Origin of the sequence: Pseudomonas sp. LPH60, from assembly GCF_030718165.1 — a bacterium.
Taxonomy (GTDB): domain Bacteria; phylum Pseudomonadota; class Gammaproteobacteria; order Pseudomonadales; family Pseudomonadaceae; genus Aquipseudomonas; species Aquipseudomonas danubii.
The window spans coordinates 310069-332779 of sequence record NZ_JAVAJH010000002.1; the positions used below are offsets into that span (position 1 = coordinate 310069).

The 22711-nt window shown below is 63.3% G+C and carries 17 protein-coding genes; 5 read left to right on the top strand and 12 right to left on the bottom strand.

The features are described from left to right. Nucleotides 1-77: 77 nt before the first annotated feature. Entirely contained in the window at nt 78-2498 is a 2421-nt protein-coding gene (gene lon, locus Q8O96_RS07020; protein ID WP_102860428.1) for an endopeptidase La, read from the bottom strand. A gap of 394 nt (nt 2499-2892) precedes the next feature. On the opposite strand from lon, the gene Q8O96_RS07025 reads away from it, so the two are divergent. Next, nucleotides 2893-5235 carry a bifunctional diguanylate cyclase/phosphodiesterase gene (locus Q8O96_RS07025; RefSeq protein WP_102860429.1) on the top strand — a complete coding sequence of 781 codons (2343 nt, stop codon included), beginning with the start codon at nt 2893-2895 and terminating at the stop codon, nt 5233-5235. Nucleotides 5236-5279: 44 nt separating this feature from the next. Here the strand turns inward: Q8O96_RS07025 and Q8O96_RS07030 are convergent, their stop codons facing one another. Together Q8O96_RS07030 and Q8O96_RS07035 are read right to left on the bottom strand one after the other, a co-directional pair. Beyond that, nucleotides 5280-5711, bottom strand: a complete 432-nt coding sequence (locus Q8O96_RS07030) for a hypothetical protein (protein WP_102860430.1) — start codon at nt 5709-5711, stop codon at nt 5280-5282. Between the two features lie 204 nt (nt 5712-5915). Further along, entirely contained in the window at nt 5916-6533 is a 618-nt protein-coding gene (locus tag Q8O96_RS07035) for a response regulator transcription factor (protein ID WP_115580813.1), read from the bottom strand. Nucleotides 6534-6679: 146 nt separating this feature from the next. On the opposite strand from Q8O96_RS07035, the gene Q8O96_RS07040 reads away from it, so the two are divergent. Continuing rightward, nucleotides 6680-8338 (top strand): hybrid sensor histidine kinase/response regulator, encoded by a 1659-nt coding sequence (locus Q8O96_RS07040; protein WP_305948597.1) that lies wholly within the window; start codon nt 6680-6682, stop codon nt 8336-8338. On the opposite strand, the gene Q8O96_RS07045 is transcribed toward Q8O96_RS07040, so the two are convergent. The 6 genes from Q8O96_RS07045 to Q8O96_RS07070 all read right to left on the bottom strand — a co-directional run bounded on the left by Q8O96_RS07045 (nt 8316) and on the right by Q8O96_RS07070 (nt 16169). After that, the gene (locus tag Q8O96_RS07045) at nt 8316-8963 is read right to left on the bottom strand and encodes a carboxypeptidase-like regulatory domain-containing protein (RefSeq protein ID WP_115580811.1); all 648 of its coding nucleotides are present in this window, start codon (nt 8961-8963) and stop codon (nt 8316-8318) included. The two genes, Q8O96_RS07040 and Q8O96_RS07045, sit on opposite strands and share 23 nt — an antisense overlap. 107 nt (nt 8964-9070) lie before the next feature. Next, complete coding sequence (locus Q8O96_RS07050; protein ID WP_305948598.1) at nt 9071-9364, bottom strand: hypothetical protein; 294 nt, start codon at nt 9362-9364, stop codon at nt 9071-9073. Between the two features lie 229 nt (nt 9365-9593). Beyond that, the gene (locus Q8O96_RS07055) at nt 9594-9914 is read right to left on the bottom strand and encodes a hypothetical protein (protein ID WP_108545288.1); all 321 of its coding nucleotides are present in this window, start codon (nt 9912-9914) and stop codon (nt 9594-9596) included. A gap of 914 nt (nt 9915-10828) precedes the next feature. Further along, on the bottom strand, nt 10829-13249 hold the full coding sequence (locus tag Q8O96_RS07060) for a glucose/quinate/shikimate family membrane-bound PQQ-dependent dehydrogenase (protein ID WP_305948599.1): 2421 nt from the start codon (nt 13247-13249) through the stop codon (nt 10829-10831). Between the two features lie 116 nt (nt 13250-13365). Next, on the bottom strand, nt 13366-14739 hold the full coding sequence (locus Q8O96_RS07065) for a carbohydrate porin (protein ID WP_250329573.1): 1374 nt from the start codon (nt 14737-14739) through the stop codon (nt 13366-13368). Between the two features lie 227 nt (nt 14740-14966). Further along, nucleotides 14967-16169: a benzoate/H(+) symporter BenE family transporter gene (locus Q8O96_RS07070; protein ID WP_102860439.1), complete on the bottom strand. Its 1203-nt coding sequence runs from the start codon at nt 16167-16169 to the stop codon at nt 14967-14969. A gap of 312 nt (nt 16170-16481) precedes the next feature. On the opposite strand from Q8O96_RS07070, the gene Q8O96_RS07075 reads away from it, so the two are divergent. Further along, entirely contained in the window at nt 16482-17870 is a 1389-nt protein-coding gene (locus Q8O96_RS07075) for a PLP-dependent aminotransferase family protein (RefSeq protein WP_250329572.1), read from the top strand. Between the two features lie 56 nt (nt 17871-17926). Here the strand turns inward: Q8O96_RS07075 and Q8O96_RS07080 are convergent, their stop codons facing one another. Then, nucleotides 17927-19966: a TonB-dependent receptor gene (locus Q8O96_RS07080; protein ID WP_305948600.1), complete on the bottom strand. Its 2040-nt coding sequence runs from the start codon at nt 19964-19966 to the stop codon at nt 17927-17929. 265 nt (nt 19967-20231) lie between these two features. Between Q8O96_RS07080 and Q8O96_RS07085 the strand changes: the two genes are divergently transcribed. Next, complete coding sequence (locus tag Q8O96_RS07085) at nt 20232-20462, top strand: VF530 family DNA-binding protein (RefSeq protein ID WP_019093117.1); 231 nt, start codon at nt 20232-20234, stop codon at nt 20460-20462. A gap of 8 nt (nt 20463-20470) precedes the next feature. Further along, nucleotides 20471-21139: a Pr6Pr family membrane protein gene (locus Q8O96_RS07090; protein ID WP_305948601.1), complete on the top strand. Its 669-nt coding sequence runs from the start codon at nt 20471-20473 to the stop codon at nt 21137-21139. Between the two features lie 73 nt (nt 21140-21212). On the opposite strand, the gene Q8O96_RS07095 is transcribed toward Q8O96_RS07090, so the two are convergent. Together Q8O96_RS07095 and Q8O96_RS07100 are read right to left on the bottom strand one after the other, a co-directional pair. Continuing rightward, complete coding sequence (locus Q8O96_RS07095) at nt 21213-21998, bottom strand: siderophore-interacting protein (RefSeq protein ID WP_102880774.1); 786 nt, start codon at nt 21996-21998, stop codon at nt 21213-21215. Next, nucleotides 21995-22567 (bottom strand): PadR family transcriptional regulator, encoded by a 573-nt coding sequence (locus Q8O96_RS07100; protein ID WP_110594923.1) that lies wholly within the window; start codon nt 22565-22567, stop codon nt 21995-21997. Before Q8O96_RS07100 ends, Q8O96_RS07095 begins: the two co-directional genes overlap by 4 nt. Nucleotides 22568-22711 lie beyond the last annotated feature (144 nt).

A 22711-nucleotide genomic window follows, 5' to 3' on the forward strand; every position in this document is an offset into this window, starting at 1 on the left:
GCGCTTATGGCCTGTTCGCCGGCAAGCCGGCTCCTACAAGGGACAACCTGTAGGAGCCGGCTTGCCGGCGAAGGGATTTAGAACAGTACCTTGGCCACGTCGGCAAAACGCTTGGCGAAATGCACGGTGATGCCTTCCTTGAGGTAGTCCGGCAGTTCCTCGAAATGCCCGCGGTTGGGCTCCGGCAGGATCAGCTCAAAGATCTTCTGCCGCCGCGCCGCGATGACTTTCTCCCGCACCCCGCCAATGGGCAGCACGTGGCCGGTGAGGGTCAGCTCGCCGGTCATGGCCACGCCTTTTTTCGGCGGCTGGTTGCGCGCCAGGGACAGCAGGGCGCTGGCCATGGTCACCCCGGCGCTCGGGCCATCCTTGGGCGTGGCACCTTCAGGAACGTGCAGGTGGACGAAGGCTTCGTCGAAGAACTTGCTGTCGCCGCCGAACTGCTTGAGGTGCGAACTGACGTAGCTGTAGGCGATCTCCGCCGACTCCTTCATCACATCCCCCAACTGGCCGGTGAGCTTGAAACCACGGTTGTGGGTATGAATCCGCGTCGCCTCGATGGGCAGGGTCGCGCCGCCCATGCTGGTCCAGGCCAGGCCGGTGATGACTCCGGTGCCGCTCAGGACCTGCTCGTTGCGGAACACCGGCATGCCCAGGGAGGCCTCCAGGTCCTTGGGCCCGATCTTGATGTTTGCATCCGGCTCGTCCAGCAGCTTGACTACCGCTTTGCGCACCAGTTTGCCCAGTTGTTTCTCCAGTTGGCGCACCCCGGCTTCCCGGGCGTAACTGTCGATCACGGCGCGCAGGGCACTGTCGCTGATGCTCAGGCTGCTCTTGGCTACACCGGCTTTCGTCAACTGCTTGGGCCACAGGTGGCGCTTGGCGATGGCGAGTTTTTCCTCGGTGATGTAACCCGACAGGCGAATCACTTCCATGCGGTCGAGCAGCGGCCCGGGGATCGAGTCCAGGGTGTTGGCGGTGCACACGAACAACACCTTGGACAGGTCCATGCGCAGGTCCAGGTAATGGTCGAGGAAGTCGACGTTCTGCTCCGGATCGAGGGTCTCCAGCAGGGCTGAGGCTGGGTCGCCCTGGTAGCTCTGGCCCATCTTGTCGATCTCGTCGAGCATGATCACCGGGTTCATCACCTCCACTTCCTTGAGGGCCTGCACCAGCTTGCCCGGCTGGGCACCGATGTAGGTGCGGCGGTGGCCCTTGATCTCGGCTTCGTCGCGCATGCCGCCGACACTGAAGCGATAGAACGGCCGCCCCAGGGATTCGGCAATGGACTTGCCGACACTGGTCTTGCCCACGCCCGGCGGGCCCACCAGCAGCACGATGGAGCCGCTGATCTCGCCCTTGTAGGCGCCCACCGCGAGGAATTCGAGGATGCGGGTCTTGATGTCATCGAGCCCGGCGTGGTGCTGGTCGAGCACTTTGCGCGCGTGCTTGAGGTCGAGCTTGTCCTCGCCGTAGACGCCCCAGGGCACAGCAGTGGCCCATTCCAGGTAGTTGCGGGTCACGGCGTATTCCGGCGAGCCGGTTTCGAGGATCGACAGCTTGTTCATTTCCTCGGCGATGCGTTTCTGCGCCTGGGCCGGCAGCACCTTGCCGCTCAGCCGCTGCTCGAACTGCTCCAGGTCGGCGCTGCGGTCATCCTTGGTCAGCCCCAGTTCCTGCTGGATCACCTTGAGCTGTTCCTTGAGGAAGAATTCGCGCTGGTGCTCGCCGATCTTGCGGTTGACCTCGGCGGAGATCTCTTTCTGCAGGCGCGCGACCTCGACTTCCTTGCGCAGCATCGGCAGGACTTTTTCCATGCGCTTGAGCATCGGCACGCAGTCCAGCACCTCCTGCAACTCGTTGCCGGTGGCGGAAGTCAGGGCGGCGGCGAAGTCGGTCAGGGGCGAAGGGTCGTTGGGGCTGAAGCGGTTGAGGTAGTTCTTCAGTTCTTCGCTGTACAGCGGATTGAGGGGCAGCAGCTCCTTGATCGCGTTGATCAGCGCCATGCCGTAGGCCTTGACCTCATCGGTGGGTTCGCTGGGCTGGTGCGGGTATTCGACTTCCACCAGGTAGGGCGGCCGGTGGTGTTTGAGCCAGGTGCGGATGCGTACCCGGGTCAGGCCCTGGGCGACGAATTGCAGCTTGCCGTTCTCGCGGCTGGCGTGGTGGACCTTGACCAGGGTGCCGTACTCCGGCAACGCGGATGTATCGAAGTGGCGCGGGTCTTCCTGGGGGGTATCCATGAAAAACAGGGCCAGGGAGTGGTGGTCGGATTGGCTTACCAGCTCCAGGGTTTCGGCCCAGGGTTCTTCGTTGACAATCACCGGCAGTACCTGCGCCGGGAAGAAGGGACGATTGTGAATCGGCATGATGTAGACCTTGTCCGGCAGATTCTGCCCGGGCAGGGCCAGGCCGGTGCCATGGGCACTGGGCTGTTCGGTATTTTCCGGATCGAGGTACTCACGTGGATCTTCGGGAAATGCTTGCTGGTCGCTCATGAAGGCTCCTGCGCGATGGGCTATGCAGGTTAGATGGGGCAGGTCGAGACGGGTTTCAATGGGAAACTGGTTTCAGCTTTTTTCCGTGTGGCCCTCAACTGTCCCTCGAGGCTCTGTCCAGACGTGTGATGTGGACGCTGTGGACGGCGTTGACGGATATCAAATGTCAATAAAATGACTTGGATATCACCTGTTTTATTGCGTGATCTTCTACAGTTTGAGGATTAATCTGAGTGTCCGGAATGCTGGAGTGAAATCGGCATTTATTTGACGCACGCATTCAGCTTCTTAGAGGGATGGGTATGAAGAACGGATTTTTCAGCTCTCGGCGGCTGTCACCCGCGCTGGTGCTTTTCCGGCCCGGCGGGCGATCGGAGTGGATGAGAGCATCTCTATGAAGTGGCGCCGAACCTTTCAGGCAAGGATTGTCGGGGTGCTGGCGCTGTTGCTGTTGGTGCTAATTGGCGCGGTGTACTTTGCGGTGAAGACCGCTACTACTCACGCAGTGGAGAAGCAGGCGCAGTTGCAATTGAAGATCGGCACTCGCGTGTTCGAACGCCTGCTGGACCTGCGGGGCCGCAACCTGCAATACGGTATCGACTGGCTGGTGGTGGATTCGGAGTTTCACCGCGCTGTGGTCAGCGGCAAGCCGGTGGACATCCTCGCGTCCCTGGCGCAGTACCGTGGGGGCATCCGTTCCAGCGAGATGTTCGTGCTCAGTCCCGAGGGACGGGTAATCGCCAGTACGTTGGCGGACATTGCCAGGGGGCAGCCGTTTCCCTATGACCGGGCGTTGCGCCGAGCGCAGCGGCACGACACTCACATGCTGTTCGTTGCGATCAACGGCCGCCCCTATCTGTTGGTGCAAGGTGAAGTGCTGGATTCGCTGCCCGTTGCCCGGGTGGTGATGGGCTTTCCCATGGATGAGTTGTTCGCCCGGGAACTGCGTTCCATGAGCAACCTGGAAGTCTCATTCCTGACCGTCGACGGCGAGCACCCCGGAGAGTTGTTCAGCACCCAGCCTGAGTTCTTCTGGTCGCCGATCATCAATGCCCTGCGTGACTCGTTGTGGCAGTCCCTGCCACAGATGAGCCAAACCCATGGCCAACGCTTTCTCAACCAGGCACTGCAACTGGCCAATACCGGGGATGCCCAGGATCCGCGGGTCATGGTCTTGTTGCAGAGCCCCCTGGAACAGGCACTGCAAGCCTTTGCGCCACTGGACCGGGAGTTCCTGTGGATCGCCATGGTGGCGCTGGTGATTTCCCTGGTCTTCGCCCTGCTGATGGCTCGGCGGGTTTCGCGGCCCCTGGAAGACCTGGCCCAGGCTGCCCGACGTATCGGTGCCGGCAACTATCAGGCCACGGTGGCCATCAAGCGCAGCGACGAGTTCGGTGTGCTGGCGGATGCCTTCAACGCCATGCAGAGCGCCATCGCCACCCGTGAGCGGCAACTGGCCCACAACGCCCTGCATGATCCCCTGACCGGGCTGCCCAATCGGGCCCTGGCCATCGAGCGCCTGAGCCAGGCCATCGCTGCCCGGCGCAACGTGGTGTTGCTGTACCTGGGGATCGACAACTATCGGGCGATCAACGAAGGCTTTGGCAATGAAGGGCTGGAGCAGATGATGGGGGAACTGAGCCGGCGGCTGCGTGATGTGCTGTCCCAGGGCGATACCGCGGCGCGGATCACCGCCAGCGAGTTCCTCCTGCTGCTGGAAAACACCGAGCTCGATGGCGCCATTGCCATGGCCGACCGCCTCCATGACCTGTTGAGCCGACCCCAGCTGATTCAGGGGGATGAGGTACGGCGCCAGATCTGCATGGGCATGGCGGTGTATCCCGCCGACGGCAAGTCCGCCGAAGAACTGATCAGCCGTGCCGCGATCGCCCGCCACGATGCAGCGCTCAACCCCGGTTACCTGCAGGTCTACCAGCAAGACCGCGACCTGGCTCATCAGCGCCAGATCAGCCTGATCCGTGACCTGCGTCGCGCCGCCGCCGATGGCGAGCTGTTCCTGCTGTATCAGCCCAAGCTGGATCTGCGCCGGGATTACCTGCATCAGGCCGAAGCCTTGCTGCGCTGGCGGCATCCGGTATTTGGCGTGGTGTCGCCGGCGGAGTTCATTCCCCTGGCCGAGCGCACCGGCAGCATGCACAGCCTGACCTCCTGGGTTATCGAGGCTTGTATTCGCCAGTTGGCGGAGTGGAACCGCCGGGCTTTGCCGGTGCGCCTGTCGCTGAACATCTCTGCCAGCGACCTGGAGGACGACGGCCTGGAAGTCCGGGTCAGCCAGTGCCTGGAGCGCTATCAGGTGGCCGCTGAGCAACTGGTGTTCGAGATCACCGAGAGCGCCATCATGCGCCATCCGGAGCAGGCCCTGGCGGTGCTGCAGCGCTTGCGTGGCTGCGGCATCAGTCTGTCGGTGGATGATTTTGGCACCGGCTATTCATCCCTGGCCCAGTTGCAGCGTCTACCGGTGCAGGAGCTGAAGATCGACCAGTCCTTTATCCGCAATCTGGATGAAACCAGCGGTGACGCGGTGATCGTGCGCTCAACCATCGAAATGAGTCACAAGCTGGGGCTCAAGGTGGTGGCCGAAGGGGTGGAGTTCGAGCATTGCCTGAAACTGCTGGAAAGCTGGGGCTGCGATACGGTCCAGGGTTACCTGATCAGCCGGCCGTTGCCCGCCGAGGCCTTCGAGCATTGGATGTTGAAGTCTCGGGTCTCCAGCTGAAGGCTGGATGGCCGGCGGGGAGCCGGCATCCAGGGTTGGGGCTTTCAGAGGGTGGCCGACTCGGCCTTGGTCAGCAGGCTGTGCAGCTCCGGCTCGATACCTTCTTCACTGAGGTTGTCCATGATTTCCAGGATACAGGGCGCATAGCGCTGCTCGATGGCGGCTTGCGCCCAGTCCAGCTCATAGACCGCCATGACCCGCACATCCAGGTAAGGCGAGTCTGCCAGCAGGCGTTTCAACAAGGCGATGGCCGGTGCCGTTCGCAACTCGCCCAGAGAGACAGCGCAGCGGTGCTGCCAGTACTCGGGCTGGGACAGCAGTGTCTCGCCGAGCCGTTGCCATTGCGCCGGGGTAAAGGCGTGAAGCACGCCCTTGGCCACCTGTTCGGTGGTGTATTCGTTCCAGTTGGTGGCTTCCGAGTCACCGAACCAGTGGTGCAACCGATCAAATAGTTCATCACGTTCATCCGTATTCATGATGTTTTTCTCCTGCGTGGGGCGGCTGCGCGAGCACGCTGTTCCTGGCGTGCCGCCCAATGCCATGGCGTTTATACAGGCGTGCCAGGACCGATGCTGCCTCATTTGCGCCAAGCTTCCCAGTGTTAAAGGTGCAACCGGGGCAAACAGCCGGTGCAGCGCCGGAGACGACTCTCTGGCATTGGTGCGCGAGCCTGTCCCGGGTTACCAGGCCCCGGCGAACTTCACCGCAGCGGCTGCCCGTGAGGGCACTTTCAGGGTGTGCAGCAGGGATGAGACGTGGATGCGTACGGTGAACGGCGAGATATCCAGCTCCCGGGCGATTTCCTTGTTGGTCTTGCCCTGGGCGATCAGGCGCAGCACTTCTTGCTGGCGGGTGGTTAGCTGGCTGATCTCGGCACCGGCATCCAGGGGCAGCAGCAAGCCGGAAGGTGCGTACTTGACCACCACTTCGCCCTGGCGAATGGCCTGGATTGCCTGACCGATCTCCTCCGGACTGATGCTCTTGCCGATAAAACCGTCGGCACCAGCGGCCATGACTTCGCCGATCAGGTCCTGATTGTCCACCATCGATACCACGATGAGCGAGGTTCGGGGCAGTTGTCGGCGCAGGTCGGCAAGCAGGCTGACCGAGGTCAATCCGGGGAAACGCAGGTCCAGAATCAGCGAGTCCGGCTCCTCGCCGGTCAGGGCCAGGGCCAGTACCGCCGCCAGGTCGCCAGCCTCTTCGAGCAGGGCGTCGGGCAGCAGGCGCTGGAGGGTGCGCAGCATGCCCTCGCGGAATAGCGGGTGGTCGTCGGCGACGATAATCCGGCATGTCATGTCGTGAAACTCCTTGAAACATCCAGTCCTGCGCGCATGCTAACTTGACGCGCGGCGTTGTAACTGGCCGCTGGTCGTGTTCGATACGCGGTATTGCCGAGCGGCAAAAGACCACGGCCACACAGATTGCACAAGGAGGTGATTGCATGAACGTTGAGAAGGACAGCGAACTCGACCAGGCCACCCTTCGGATTATCGTGGCCGGTTGCGCCCTGGTCTGGTTTACCGTGATCGGTTTTCTCCCGGGGCAGCAGGTCGACCCTTATGTGCCGGTGATGATCTACATTGCCCTGTTCATGCTGGGTTCGATCCTGCTGCGCATGGCCATTGCCCGCTGGCCCGGGCATTACCCGGCGCGGCGCATCCTGGGCATGGTCTACGACTACACCGGCACCTGTTACGGCCTGGTGGTAGGCGGCGAGGGGGCGCTGCCGATTTATGCGGTGATGGTCTGGGTGAACCTGGGTAATGGCATGCGTTTCGGCTCGCGCTACCTGGCCATTGCCACCGTGCTGGCGCTGTTTGCGCTGTTCATGGTCTATCTGCTGACCCCGTATTGGCAGGCCCAGCCCTACATGGTGCTGATGCTGATGATCACCAGCACGGTGATTCCGGTGTACGCCCACATCCTGCTCAAGCGCACCCGCCTGGCGTCCGAAGAGGCGATTGCCGCCAACCTGGAAAAATCCCGCTTCCTGGCCCAGGCCAGCCACGACCTGCGCCAGCCGATCCACTCCATCGGCCTGTTCACTGCTTGCCTGCGCGAGGCCAATCTGGGGGGCGAAGAGCGGCGGCTGGTGGACAACATCGACCGTTCGCTGCTCAACGTGTCGCAGTTGTTCCGTTCGATCCTCGACCTTTACACCCTGGACAACGGACGCGTGCAGCCCAAGTACGAAACCGTGCACCTGGGGGAGTTGCTGCGGGATCTGGTGCGCCAGAACGCCGAAGCGGCGCGCTGGGCGAGGGTCGAACTGCGCTTGCGCCCCTGCAGTTACTGGGTGCGGGTTGATCCGGGGCTGTTGGCGACCATGGTGCAGAACGTGCTGTCCAACTGCTTCAAGTACGCCGCAGAACGGCCGGTGCTGATCGGTGTGCGCCGGCGAGGTGCGGGCCTGGCCATTGTCATTTATGACCAGGGCCGGGGGATTGCCGAGGAGCACCTGCCGAAGATCTTCGAGGAGTTCTACCGGGTTCGCCAAGTACGGGACAAGGACGTCGAGGGCGTCGGCCTGGGCCTGTCCATCGTCAAGCGCCTGGGGCAGTTGACCGACCTGCAGGTGACAATCCGTTCGCGGGTCGATCACGGTACGACCGTCAGCCTGCATGGCTTGGTATTGGCCGCGCCGCAGCGTTTGCACAGCCGTGACGAGGCGCTGCAGAGCGGCTTGCTGACCGGGTTGCGGGTCTGTCTGGTGGAAGATGACCGCAACGTCCTGCTGGCCACCTCGGCGCTGCTGGAACGCTGGGGCTGCGTGGTCCAGGCCGAGTCGAGCGGGGAAGACCTGCAGACCGACTGCGACATCATCGTCGCCGACTACGACCTGGGCACCCGCGCCTCGGGCATCGAGTGCATCGACAGCATCCGCCAGCAGCGGGGCTGGGAAGTGCCGGCGCTGATCATCACCGGGCACGACATCGAGAAAATCCACGCGGCCCTGCACGACCGCAACATCGCCATCCTCTCCAAGCCGGTGCGCCCGGTGGAACTGCGGGGCACCTTGCGCGCCCTGCGCGAAACGCCGCTGGCGTCGGCCCGCAGCGCTTCGGCGACAGAGGTGGTTACCAGGTCCGGCACGGGATAAGCAGGGGGTAGTTGGTCATGGTCAGCTTCTTGTTCTCGCCGCTGGCCACTTCGACGAAGTCATCCAGCATCCCTGAGTACGAAGAGATCGAACTGCGCTCGGTGTAGTAGTGGGTGGTCACCGGCCCGTAGTTGGTGTTGCTCTGGCCGGTGCCCACGTACTCATTCCAGCGGCTGGTGCCGTACACCATGTCCTGGCCCTGGACGAAGTAGCGGCCCGGTTGCAGCCCGGTGAACTGGAAGATGCCGTTGCCGTCGGTACGGGTCACCCGGTGCACGGCCAGGGCCTCGGGGACCATGCTCACCGGGGCGCCTTCGGGCTGGGACGCGCGCAACTTATGCCAGGCCTGCAAGTGCGGGGTGGCCGGGTAGAGATAGATCTTGACGTCGCGACTGTCCTCGATGCCATCGTTGCCGACGATGCAGAACTTGCCGGTGAGCGTGGCGCTGCCGGGCTGCAGGGCGGCGCGCGCGGCCTGGGTGTCGAAGGGCACGTCGGGGTACTGCACGCTGGGAATCTTCACCGGCGGGTATTCGGCCAGGGTTCGCCCTTGGCGCGGCGCACAGGCCATCAGGGTACAGGCGAGCAGGGCCAGGCCTGTCACCATGAAGAGACGGGGTTTCATCAACTCGGGACCTTTTCAGGAGGGAGCGGTGCTCGCCCGACGCTGTCCCGCTGCTACACCGGGGCAGCCCGTCGTGGCGAACCAGGTTGGCCTTGGGGGCTAGCGCTTTATTGCTTGCTGCACTCGGCCGGCAGCGCTACCGCTCCGCCCATGGTGGCGAAGGCGACCATGCCGCCGCTGGGCAATACGCAGTTGTATTCGCCGGCGCTGGTACTGGCGGTGAAGTAGGTCTGGGACGCGTCGCTGCGCACATTCGAGACTGTGGAAACCGGCTTGCCGAGGGTGATCTGGGCGCGGTTCTTCAGATCGTCGTTGCTTGGTTTGGCGATGGCGCAACCGCCCAGGGCAAGGGCCAGGGCGCTGAGCAGGGCGAGGGGACGAAGGCAGGACTGGAGTTTCATGATGGCTCTTCCTTGGTGTTGTTGTGTTTTCAACGGCGCAGCCGCTCCCGACACCGCAGAACGGCGGTGTTGGGGGAGAGCGGGTGGTTGCCCGGCACTATATCCCCGGGCTGGGGGAGGGTCGATTAGCACAAATGGGCTAATGTCGCTTTGCAATTACGGGGCGCTGGGGGAGGCGCACAGGGCCGCCGGATGGGACCGGCGAAGTGTTGCCGGTCCCGGATCATGCTCAGGTGAGCAGTTGTTCCTGCAGGCGTCGGCCCAGTACATCGAGCAGGTCGCAGCCGTCGCGCAGGGGTATGACGCAGAGTTGGGCGAAGTCCTGGAGCAGGGCCGGGTTGCTCTGCAGGTTGTCGTGACTGGCGATGTTTTCCAGCAACTGGGTGGCCGCGCGGATGCGGTGGGCGGCGGCCTCGTGGAGCGCGTCCAGCGGGGCCTGGGTGTCCACCAGCAGGGCGGGGATGTTGTAGTCGTTGCTGGTCAATGGCATGTGACGAGAGTTGGGCTCCGTCGCAGTGGTGTCAGATTTGTTGGGTTTGACCTTTTTCATTTGATCGAGCTCCGGGTAGGCATGAGAGCTGCCAACGGCCTTCCTACGGGCTTGGGTGGCAGCCGCGCGCGGGGTAGGAATACCGAATACCCTTGGACTCGGCCACGCCGAAGCGTGCCCGCGCACGGCCGCCGCGGCTGATCTTACGGATGCGACAGATGCTCCGCAATCAGACGGGCGCTTATGCGCCAAGGGTTATCGAAGGGTTCCTACGCCCTGTCACTGAATTTGCAGTGACCCCCAGACCTTAAGGGCTGAACCTTTGAGGGACAAGGTGATGCAATTGGACGCGAGTTGTAGGAATTTTCGGTGGGCGCGATTTGTGGCGAGGGAGCTTGCTCCCGCTGGGGCGCGCAGCGCCCCCAAAAATGGGACTGCTACGCCCTGGAGCGCCGGCCGGTCCTACGGGAGCAAGCTCCCTCGCCACAGTAGAGGCCTTAAGCCTGGGTTGCGGTTTTTTGGGGGGTACATATCCGTTGCTGCGGCTGTGGCCACTGGCGGTTTCGCTCTTACAGCGACTCACTTTTGAAAAGCGCAAAAGTAAGCAAAACGCTCCTGCCCCCGCATCCGGCGCCTCGCCTAGGCTCGGCGTTCCCTCGTTCCGGCATTGCTCCGGGGGCACGCCGCCACAGGCCATCCATGGCCTGGGGCGGCTAGCTCGGCATCCATGCCGAGCTGCCCCCTACGCAATGCCTACACTCGGCCTCCTGAAGGGGCAGGAAAATCAAGAGCCAAAGCCAAAGCCAAAACAAAAACACAAAAAGCCTGATGATTGGAGCTTGAGGCTTGAGGCTTGAGGCTTGAGGCTTGAGGCTTGAGGCTTGAGGCTTGAGGCTTGAGGCTTGAGGCTTGCCGATAAAAAAAGGGGCGGCTACCCCCAGGTAGCCGCCCCTTTCTAACACTGGCAGTGGTGCTTATTCCGCCAGTTTGTAGGCAATGATGTAGTCGCCCATCTTGGTGCCCAGGGAGCCGTGGCCGCCCACGACCACCAGGACGTACTGCTGGCCGTCCTTGCCGGTGTAGCTCATCGGCGTGGCCTGGCCGCCCGCTGGCAGGCGGGATTTCCACAGTTCCTTGCCGTTTTTCACGTCATAGGCGCGGATGTACTGGTCCAGGGTGCCGCTGAGGAAGCCCACGCCACCGCCGGTGACCATGGAGCCGCCCATGCTCGGCACGCCGATTGGCAGGCCGATCGGGATCGGCGAGCTGTCGCGGCTGGTACCGTTCTTGTGCTTCCACACCACTTTGTTGGTGGTCAGGTCGATACCGGCCACGTAGCCCCAGGCCGGCGCTTGGCAAGGTACGCCGAGCGGCGACATGAACGGGTGCATGATCACCGCGTAAGGCGCGCCGGTGTTGGGTTGCACGCCCGAGGTTTCGCTTTCGCGCTTGCTGTCGGCGGCGACTTCGGCACGCGGCACCAGCTTGGAAACGAAGGCCATGTAGTTCGGGCTGGTGAACAGCAACTGGCGCACCGGGTCCAGCGAGACGCTGCCCCAGTTGAACACGCCGACGTTGCCCGGGTAGATCAGGCTGCCCTGCACCGACGGCGGGGTGTACTGACCTTCATAGCGCAGTTCCTTGAACTGGATGCGGCACAACATCTGGTCGAACGGCGTGGCGCCCCACATGGCTTTTTCGTCCAGTGGCGGCGGCAGCAGGTTCAGGTCCGAACGGGCCTGGGTCGGGGCGGTGTGGTCGCCTTCGACTGCGCCGGTCGGGGCCGGTACTTCACGGATCGGTACGATCGGGGTGCCGTCGCGACGGTCCAGTACGTACAGGCTGCCTTGCTTGGTCGGCTGGATCAGCGCCGGCTTGACGCCGTCCGCGGTCTTCATGTCGAGCAGGGTTGGCTGGCTGCCCACGTCCATGTCCCACAGGTCGTGGTGGGTGAACTGGTAGTTCCAGCGCAGCTTGCCGGTGTCGATGTCCAGGGCCACGGTGCCGGCGCTGAATTTCTCGGCGCCTGCGGTGCGGTTGCCGCCCCACTGGTCAGGCATCTGGTTGCCCAGTGGCAGGTAGACCATGCCCAGTTTCTCGTCGACGCTGGCCAGGGACCACATGTTCGGCGAGTTGCGGGTGTAGGTCTTGCCTTCCGGCAGGGGAGCGGTTTCGTCGGGGTTACCCGAATCCCAGTTCCACACCAGGTGACCGTCGTGCGCGTCGAAGGCGCGAATCACGCCGGACGGTTCATTGGTCGATTCGTTGTCGGTGACGTGGCCGCCGATGATCACCAGGTTGCGGGTGATGGCCGCCGGCGAGGTGGAGTAGTAGCCGCCCGGGGTGAACGGGCCGATGCCGGCCTTGAGGTCCACGGCGCCTTTGTTGCCGAAGTCTTCACAGACTTTGCCGGTGTCGGCGTTGATGGCGATCAGGCGCGCATCGGCGGTGGGCAGGAACAGGCGGCGCGGGCAGCTGGCGGCGATGGCCTGGCCCGCAGGGGACAGGGTGGCCGGCTGGCTGATGGCGTCGGCGTTCTTGAAGTTGGCTTCGTCGTAGTACGACACGCCACGGCAGGTCATGTGCGCCCAGCCACGGAAGTCGTCGCCGTTGGGGCCCTGGATCTGCGGGTCGAAGCGCCAGATTTCCTTGCCGGTATCCGGGTCCAGGGCCAGCACCTGGCTGTGGGCGGTGCAGGCATAGAGCTTGCCGTTGACCTTCAGCGGGGTGTTCTGGTTGGTGATTTCCACCGGGTCCTTGGCGGTCGGCATGTCGCCGGTGCGGATGCGCCAGGCTTCCTGCAGCTTGCCGATGTTGGCCGGGGTGATCTGCTTCAGCGGCGAGTAGCGGTCGCCGAACTCGGTGCGGCCGTAGGCCTGCCAGTCGCCTTCAGGCATGGCCGGCGCGGTGCTGGTCATGTCGGTGCTGTCGCGGCCCAGGTCACCGGAGATTTCCCCAGGCTGGGTGAACTGGCTGCCGATGGCGGCGCCACCGGCCAGGACCACGGCCACGCTCAGGGCCGCGGTGCCCATCGGTGCCGGGCCATCGCGCAGCAGCGGACGGCGGAACCAGGGCAGCAGCAGGACCACGCCGAGGGCGAACCACAGGGACAGGCGTGGCACCAGTTGCCACCAGTCCAGGCCGATTTCCCACAGCGACCAGAGGGTACTGGCGAACAGTACCAGGGCATAAAGGCCCAGCGCGGCGCGTTTACCGGCCAGCAGCAAGAGGCCGGTCAGCGTCAGGCCGATACCGGCCAGGACGTAGTACAGCGAGCCGCCGAGCATGCTCAGCTTGATCCCCCCGGCCAGCAAGGCCAGGCCCATTAGCAGCAGCAAGACTCCGAGCAGGCTTGGCAGCCGGCGGCTCGGACTTGAAGCACCCTCAGTGCTCATAGTGTGGTTCTCCGTGACGTTAAGAGTGTTCCCGCGCTTGTTCACTGTAGATGACGATCAGGCGCGGGCTTGGTTCAGCTGAAAACTGTGAATGGCGTCGTTTCTGCCTCGCGGCTTTAGAACGAACTCTGGATCTTGATCCCGCCGATCAGCGCGTCGTCCACCTGGCTGACGCCACCGGGATGACGGATGTATTGCAGGTTGGGGCGCACGGTCAGCCAGTTGGCCAGGTGCACGCCGTAGTACAGCTCGGCGCTGTATTCGGTGTCCTGCGGCGGCAGGTAGCCGGGGTTGTCGTAGGCGTAGATCGCGCGGGCCTGGTTGCGGGCCTGGGCGTTCTTGCGGTACGCCGGGTTGACGTGGACTCGGGCCAGGGCAAAGCCGATGTCGTCCTTGGCGCGGGCATCGAACAGGCCCTTGTAGACCAGGCCGGCTTGGACGTAGTTGTCGATGGCGTTGGTCTTCTTGTCATGGGCGGTGACGTTGGCGAACAGGCTCAGGCCGCGGGAGTGGTCGCTGGCCACGCTGGTGACTTGCTGTTGCGCGCCGAGCCACAGGCCGTGCTTGCTTGAGCTGCTGCGGTAGGCTTCGCCGCTCAGGGCCGCGCTCTGGCCGTTGCTGTCCTTGTACAGGTCGCTGGCCTTGGCGCTGCTGTAGTAGTAGCCGGCGCGGTACTCACCAGCCAGACCGTTGAGCTTGGGCGTCCACACCAGTTCCACCGGCAACAGGGTGCCCTGGGTGCCGCTGCCGCTGAGCTTGAAGCCGTTGTCGCGGTCCAGGTTCGATGGGTTCTGCTCATAGGCGCCGATCTGCGCGTAGACCTCGGGCGAGAGGTGGTATTTGACCCGCAGCGCCCACTGGCTGACCGGCCAGTTGTACCAGACGCTGCCGGCCCAGTTGCCCACCTGGGAGCCGCAGAACGCCAGGTTCTGGAAGTCGCAGGGGAAGCTGTTGAAGTCTTCGCCCTGGCCGAAGCGGCCGGCCTTGATGTCGAGCTTCTGGTCGAAGAATTTCTGCTGGTACCACATCTGCGTCAGGCGCCAGGTCTGGCCACGGCCCCAGACTTCCTGGGCCGAGGTGAAGCCGCCGACCCGTGGATCGTTGATCCGGTCGTTGCTGATGTTGTCGCCGTCGCGCTTGGTCACGGTCAGTTGGAACTCGGCGTCATCCCAGCCAAGGATCTTCTGCAGGTCCAGGTGGCTGCCGAAGGCGAACTGGTCGCTGTAGCGCGCGGTGCGGTCATGGTCGTAGCCGCCATGCAGGTTGGCGCCCATTTCGCCGACGTAGTCGACCTTGAAGTCGTAGCCCTTGTTCGCCAGTTCCGTGCGGGTGCCGTTCCAGTCGCCGAGCATCCAGGGCGAGTCACTGTCGAAGGCCGGGGCGGCCTGGGCGCAGGCGGCAAACCCCAGGGCGCCGAGCAGGCTCAGGGTCTTGGGCAGGGCAACGGGAGTCAGGACAGCGCTGTCTTTTAGGCGCTGAAAAGTAGGCATAGGCATTCGAGTCAGGTCTTTTTCTAGGAATAGGCAGAAGCAAGGGCGCGGCACGTGGCATCGATACGGGTTGATCGAGGACGGCAGGCCACTGATTTCAAAGGGAAAGATGAAACGGTTCAGCTTTATTAGGGGGCTAAGGATAAAGCGCCGTCTCATCAAGAGAAAGCGCTTTTATTGACATGAACCGTTTCGGATTCGGTAACAGTTACCGGGCCCGGGCAGGTTCAGCGCGGGGCGGTGGCCCCGGCGAGGGATTGTTTCTGCCGGGTGTAGCTCAGGGCGAAGTGCGCCACCAGGCCGAAGATCAACCCCCAGAACGCGGCGGCCAGGCCGAGAAAACTCATGCCCGAGGCGGTGACCAGGAAGGTGATCAGCGCGGCTTCACGCTGTTTCTCATCGGCCATGGCGCCGCTGAGCCCGGCGCTGATGGCGCCGAACAGGGCGAGGCCGGCCAGGGCCGCGATCAGCTCCTTGGGCAGGGCGGCGAACACCGAGGCCAGGGTCGCGCCGAAAATCCCCATGAGGATGTAGAACAGGCCGCAGGCGATCCCGGCGATGTAGCGTTTGTCCTTGTCTTCGTGGGCTTCGCGACCGGTGCAGATGGCGGCGGTGATGGCGGCAAGGTTGATGCCGTGGGAGCCGAAGGGCGCCAGCAGCGCCGAGGTGATGGCGGTCCAGGACACGATCGAGCGCGCCGGGGTGGTGTAGCCGGCGCTGCGCATCACCGCCATGCCCGGCACGTATTGCCCGGTGAGGGTCACCAGGGCCAGGGGCAGGCCGATGTTGATGATGGCGTGCCAGTTCCACTCGGGGGCGGTGAAGATCGGTTTGGCCAGCGCCAGGGTGATGGAGCCGCCATTGAAATTGCCGAGGCCGGCGGCCACGGCGCAGCCCACCAGCAGCACTGCCAGGATCGCGTAGCGTGGCGAGAAACGTTTGCCCAGCAGATAGGCCGCGATCATCGCCAGCACCAGGGCCGGTTGCACGGTGACCGAAGTGAACAGCTCGGCGCCGAAGCGGAACAGGATGCCCGCCAGCATGGCCGCGGCAATGGCTTTGGGCAGGCGGCTCATGAGTTTGTCGAAGGCCCCGGACAGCCCGACCACGGCAATGATCAGCGAGGCGACTATATAGGCACCGATGGCCTGGGGCAGCGACACCGTGGGCAGCATCGATACCAGCAGCGCCGCGCCGGGGGTTGACCAGGCGGTGATCACCGGCACCTTCAGGCGCCAGCTCAGCAGCAGGCCGGTGAGGCCGCTGCCGATGGAGATGGCCCAGATCCAGGACGACACCTGGTCACTGGGCAAGTGGGCTTCGCGGGCGGCCTGGAACACGATGATCAAGGGGCCGGCGTAGGAAATGATCACGGCGATCAGGCCGGCGATCACGGCGGAGAGGGACAGGTCCTTGCTGAGACTGTGCATGGCATCTCGACTGGGCATGGAGTGGAAGAAGGATTGAGTCGATTGGGTTGGTGCTAGCTGAGTGTATTTCAATGAATTGAATCGATTCAATTGTTTCTCTAGAAAGATTTCTTTGGGAAGTCCTTTGTTTTTATATAAGTGACTGATTTAAAACTATTTATATTGATCATGAATAAGGCTTTCGAGTCGCCTGCAATTTTTTCATTTGTCTTTTCATCGAATCAATAGCTCGATTGAGTCGATGTTAAAGGCGAGTGCAGGCCTGTGATATGCTCCGGCCCACTTCAATGCAGCCGATGGTGATCAGCCTCCATGTGGGTTCCCCAGTTAAGCGAGTTCAATCAGCCGGTCTACCTGTCCATTGCCGACGCCTTGGCGCGGGACATCAGCAGCGGCCTGTTGAACGACGGTGACCGCTTGCCGACCTTGCGCGAGCTGGCGGTGACCCTCAATGTCACCCCCGGCACCATCAGCCGCGCCTACAGCGAAGCTCAGCGGCGCGGGCTGGTGCAGGGCGAAGTCGGGCGCGGCACTTATGTGCTGGCGCAGCCGCCGCTGGTGTTGCCGGAAGGTTCCAGTGCACCGTCGCTGTCCCTGGGGCAGTCCGAAGCCCTGGATCTGTCGATCATCAAGCCTTACAGCGAAACCCTGGAGTACTGGTTGCGCGGCGCGTTGGTGGGCATGGCCCGCAGCAGCGATTTCGGTCGTGCCCTGGACTACGCCCCCGACGGTGGTCATCCGGCCCATCGTGAAGCCGGTGCCCAGTGGCTGCGCCATTCCCTGCCCGAAGCCCATTGGCAACAGGTGGTGATGACTGCCGGTGCCCAGCACGGCTTGATGGTGGCCATCAGCGCCTTGAGCAATGCCGGCGATCTGCTGCTCTGCGAATCCTTGACCTACCCGGGCATCATCTCCGTTGCCCACGGCCTGGAGCGGCGCCTGCGGGGCGTGGCAATGGACGAGCAGGGGATGATTCCCGAGGCCTTGCGCGAGCAGTGCCTGCGGGAAAAACCGGCGCTGCTGGTGTGCGTCGCCAGTTGCCAGAACCCCACCACGGCGATCATGTCACCCCAGCGCCGGGCGCAGATTGCAGCGATTGCCGAAGAGTTCGACTTTTTGATCATCGACGACGATATCTACGGCTTTCTCGCCACCGATCCGTCGATCAAACCGCTTTCCAGCTATGCGCCGCAGCGTTCGGTGTACCTCACCAGCCTGTCCAAGGCGATCATGCCGGCGTTGCGCGTGGGCTATCTCTACAGCCCGCCCAAGTTGCTGTCGCGCCTGAGCTCGATGGTCCGCAGCAGCGTGTGGATGCCCTCGCCCCTGACCGCGCAATTGGCCAGCAACGTGATTGTCGAGGGATTGGACCGCAAGCTGGTGCAGACTCAGCGCAACGAAGCGGCGGCGCGTCAGGCGATTGCCCGGGAAGTGTTTGCCGGCCTGGAGATCGAGACTCAGCCCCACAGCTATCACCTGTGGCTGACCTTGCCGGAGCCCTGGACTGGCGATGAGTTCGCCACCCTGGCCCGAGCCAATGGCGTGCTGGTGATGAGCGGCAGCCAGTTCCAGGTGGAACGCGGTGCCAGCTCCCGTTGTGTGCGGGTGGTGCTGATGTCGCCGACGACCCAGGACGAGTTGCGTTTTGCCCTGACTCAGTTGGCCAGCTTGATCGAGGCTGATCCGCGACGTTACCGCTGAGGCCGCTTCGCCGGCACCTGCCTCTTGTAGGTGCCGGCTTGCTGGCGAACGGGGCCTTAGAAGGTGGTACGCAACCCCACTTCCACACTGCGCCCGGCGGCCGGGGCGATATCCCGCAGAATCGAGCTGGCGTAGCGCACGGTCTGGTTGGTCAGGTTCTCGCCCTTGACGAAGGCCAGCCACTGGCTACGGCCAATATCGAAGCGATAACCGGCACTGGCGCCAAAGGTGGTGTAGCCATCGGTGCTGCTTTCGTGGTCCGGCACTCGGCCCTGGCCGGCGGCATGCTGCACATCCAGGCGCGCCTGCCAGCGATCCAGTTCCCAGAGCAGGCCGCTGTTCAGGCGCAGCGGGGCAATGCGCGGCAGGTACTGGCCATTGTCGAGGTTCTTGGCCCGGGTGTAGTCGCCGGACAGATCCAGAGCGAACTTGCCGTAGGCGCTTTCTCCCAGGGTCCAGCGATCCTGGGCTTCGATCCCGGTGAAGCGTGCTCGTACTCCGCTGTAGGCGTATTCCGGAATTGCGCCTGCCTCTTCTTCGCCTTCATCGTTCAGGGTGCGCCCCGTGCCCAGCAGGCCGATGTAGTTGGAGAAGTGGCTGTAGAACACCCCGACGCTGCCTTTGTGGGTGCCGTTGTCAAAGCGCAGGGCCAGGTCGCTGGACACGGCCTTTTCCTTGGACAGCTTGGCGTTGCCCAGCTCATAGGTGCCGGTGGCGACGTGGGCGCCGTTGGCATACAGCTCATAGAAGGTCGGGGCGCGTTCGGTGTAGCCCAGGGTCGCGGCCAGGGACCACACCGGTGTCAGGGTATAGACCGCGCCGGAGGACAGGCTGCCGACAGTGAAGCTGCTGGACTTGTCGGCCTGGGCAAAACGCTCGTTGCCTTTGCCGTCCGGGTCCACGGTGGTGTGTTCCAGGCGCCCGCCGAGGCTGAGTTTCAGGCGCTCGGTGGCTTGCAGTTCTTCAAGAATGAACAGGGCGCCGCTGTTGGTATCGGTCTTCGGCACGAAGGCTTCTTCACCCAGGGCGGAAAACTCGTTGCGATTGACCTGGGCGCCGACCACGCCTTCCAGCGGGCCGATGGGCAGGTGCCGAGCCTCGACCCGCGCCTCGTAACCCTTGTTCTTGAAGGTGGTGCCGGTTTCACCGCCTTCGATCTCCCGGTGCTCATAGTCGGTGTAGCCGGCGTTGAACTTGAGCGAGCTGAACGGGCCTTGCAGGTTGCGCAGCTCCGAGGCAAAGGCGTAATGATCCTGCTTCATGCGGATACGCACGTCGTCTTCGGCGGGTGAGCCGTAGTTGGCGTCGTAGTTGCTGTAGGACAGGCCGGCATAACCTTCGTCCCAGGTGTAGGAACCGCCGATGGCGCCGCCGTCCTGGCGTCCGTCGCTGTTGCCCAGGCGGCCTTTCTTGCCGTCGCCATCTTCGCTCGCTGGCGCGTGGCGGCTGCGGGCGTAGCCGGGAATCTTCAGGTCATTGAACTGCCGGGAGTTGGCGTCCAGGTGCAGAGCGAAGGTGCCGTCGCCGGCTTCCAGTTTTCCGGCGCTGCTGCGGGTGGTGTCGGCGCCGCCGTAGCGCAGTTCACCGGCCCCGTGAATACCCTCGATGGCTTCGGTGGGAATGCGGTTGTCGAAGCTGTTGATGACCCCGCCAATGGCGTTGCCGCCGTATAGCAAGGCGGCCGGGCCACGAACGATTTCGATGCGTTCAACGTTGACCGGGTCCAGAGGCACGGCGTGGTCGTAGGACAGCGACGAGGCATCCAGGGCGCCGACGCCATTTTGCAGGATGCGGATGCGGTCACCGTCCAGGCCACGAATCACCGGGCGGCTGGCACCGGGACCGAAGTAGGACGAAGACACACCCGGCTGCTTGTTCAGGGTTTCACCGAGGCTGCCTTTCTGTTGCAGGGTCAGTTGATCGCCTTCCAGCACGGTGGTGGGGGCGGCCAGCTCAGTGCTGCCCAGAGGATTGGCGGTGATGACTTGCTGGGGCAAATCCAGGGCCTGGGCCTGGGAGGCAATCAGCAAGGCGGCGGACAGCGGCGCCAGGCGCCACAGTAAAGAGCGGGAAGGGCGAGGGACTGAAAGGGACATCGGTCATTCCTTGGCAAGCGTTGCGCAGCGCGCTTTGAGTCAGAAAACAGGCAGGACACGGGGGTGCCCAGGATGCGGGTGAGTTGTTATTGATTGATACAATATAACATCTCTTTTATCGCGAAAAGCCAGGAACTTTTTGCTTCTCATGCTCAATCGCCGTGGTTGTCTACGGCGGCTACAGTTAAAACAGCGCTCTGGCGCGGGCGCATGGCCTCGGCTAAGGTGCGCGGCTTTCCCTATTTTCTTCCCGCAAAGGCCTGGCATGACCGACACCCACACCGACCCGCTGCATGGCGTAACCCTGGAACAGATCCTCAAGGCGCTGGTGGAACACTACGAATGGTCGGGGTTGGCCGAGCGCATCGATATCCGTTGCTTCAAAAGTGACCCGAGCATCAAGTCGAGCCTGACCTTCCTGCGCAAGACACCCTGGGCACGGGAAAAGGTCGAGAAGCTCTACGTGAAGTTGCAGCGCACCAAGCGTCCGCTCTGAGGAATTCCATGGCCGGTGTATCGCTGCTGGGGCTGCTCAGCCGACGCGGGCTGATCGCCATTGCCGCAGTGCTGGGTTGGCTGGGGCTGACGGTTCAGCTGTACCTGATTCTGTTGTTGCGCTGGGAGGCCGGGGCCAGCCTGCTGGGTGGGCTGGTGAACTTCTTCAGCTTCTTCACCGTACTCAGCAATACCTTGGTGGCCAGTGTGCTGACCTGTGCCCTGAATCTGCGGATTTCCCGGGGGCAGGCGTTCATGCTGCGTCCGGCGGTCAGTGGCGCGGTAGCGGCGAGCATTGTCCTGGTGGGGTTGGCGTACAGCCTGCTGTTGCGTCATCTGTGGCATCCCCAGGGCTGGCAATGGCTGGCGGATGAGTTGCTGCACGACGTGATGCCGGTGCTGTTCCTGATCTACTGGTGGTGCTGTGTGCCCAAGGGGGTGCTGCGGCTGAGGCACGTCGGCTTATGGATGCTTTATCCGATACTGTATTTCGCCTATCTGCTCTTGCGCGGGAATGTGCTGGGGCTGTACCCCTATCCTTTTATCGCTGTGGACAAGCTCGGCTATCCCCAAGTGCTGCTCAATGCCCTGGGCATATTGGCGGGATTCGTCCTGGTGTCGTTGTTGTTGCTGGGCCTGGATCGCTGGCTGGGCAAGCGCCCGGCGCAACCCCGGTAGGCCCCGGCTTGCCAGCGAAGGGGGCCTTGAGACCGCTTTCGCTGGCAAGCCAGTTCCTAGCGTGAGGCGGGGGTTATTCTGCTTCGCTGCCGTCCAGGCGCCAGTAACCGGCAGCCTTGACGAATTCGTCGTTGAGCCGGTGCTCATCCAGCAGCACTCGACGAACCTGGCGCGAGACCTTGCTCTCGGTGGCCACCCAGGCATACAGCTTGCCTTGCGGGACCTGCAACTGACGCACAGTGCTGATCAGGTCCTGCGCGCCGCCATCACGCTCCACCCAGATCACCTCGACCTCGGCGGCGCTATGCAGTGCCTGGCGCTCCGCTCGATCCTGAACCTCGATCACCGCCAATACCCGGCGTCCGGCCGGCAGTTCTTCCAGGCGTCGGGCTATGGCGGGCAGGGCCGTTTCATCGCCGATCAACAAGTAGCTGTCGAAGATGTCCGGCACGATCATCGAACCTCGCGGACCGCCGATGTGCAGGTACTGCCCCGGCTTGGCCTGCTCGGCCCAGGTCGAAGCGGGGCCGTCGCCATGGAGCACGAAGTCGATGTCCAGTTCGCCCTGTTCCAGGTCGTAGCGGCGCGGGGTGTAGTCGCGCATGGCGGGCATCGGTCCGCTGTCCTTGCCTGGGCCCAGCACCAGGGTTTCCAGGGCGGCTTGCTGTTCGGCGTTCTGCGGGAACAGCAGCTTTACATGATCGTCGCTGCCCAGGCTGATGAAACCGGCCAGCTCCGGCCCGCCGAGGGTGATGCGGCGCATGCGCGGGGTCAGGTCGACGACGCGCAAGACTTCCAGGCGCCGGCGCTTGATCTCGTGCATGACCCGGTGAATGGATGGCTCTGGGGTTGCAGTCATTCGGATTTCTCCTGGGCAGTGTGGCTGACAGGACCATCGACAATGGCCTTGGCGGTGTTGTTCAGCAGGTCACGCACCCGGAGGATTTCTTCCGGGCTCCAGCGCCCATGGTGCATTTGCAGGGCGTGGCGCAGGTTGTGCACCGCCTCATGGATTTCTGCAGGGCGGTCGTGGCCGCGCAGGGAGCGCTTGCTGACCTCGATGCGCATGTGCACACCGTCCAGGGCAATGGCCTGCTCCTGAAGGGAAAGACGACCGGCGTCGGTGACGCTGTAGCGCTTTTTTCCGCCTTCGGCGTCGCCCTGGATCATTTCGCTTTCTTCCAGAAAGGTCAGGGTCGGGTAGATCACACCGGGGCTCGGGCTGTAGGCGCCGTCGAACATGCCTTCGATCTGGCGGATCAGGTCGTAGCCGTGGCAGGGCTGCTCGGCGATCAACGCCAGCAGCAGCAACTTCAAGTCGCCGGGGGCAAACACCCGGGGGCCGCGGCCGCCGCGTTCACGAGCGGGACGGCGCTCGAAACTGTCGTGGCCGTCACCCTGTTCGCGGTGGTGAGGGGGCTCTCTCATTTTCTCTTTCTCCTGTTCGGTTCAGATATAACTTAAGATATATCTTAACGATTGCGCAAGCACTTCTACGCCATCCAAAGCTGCCGTTGGTCTGAGATGGAAAATCACAATGGGCGGGCGCTCCACGCCATGGAGTGGCGTGGA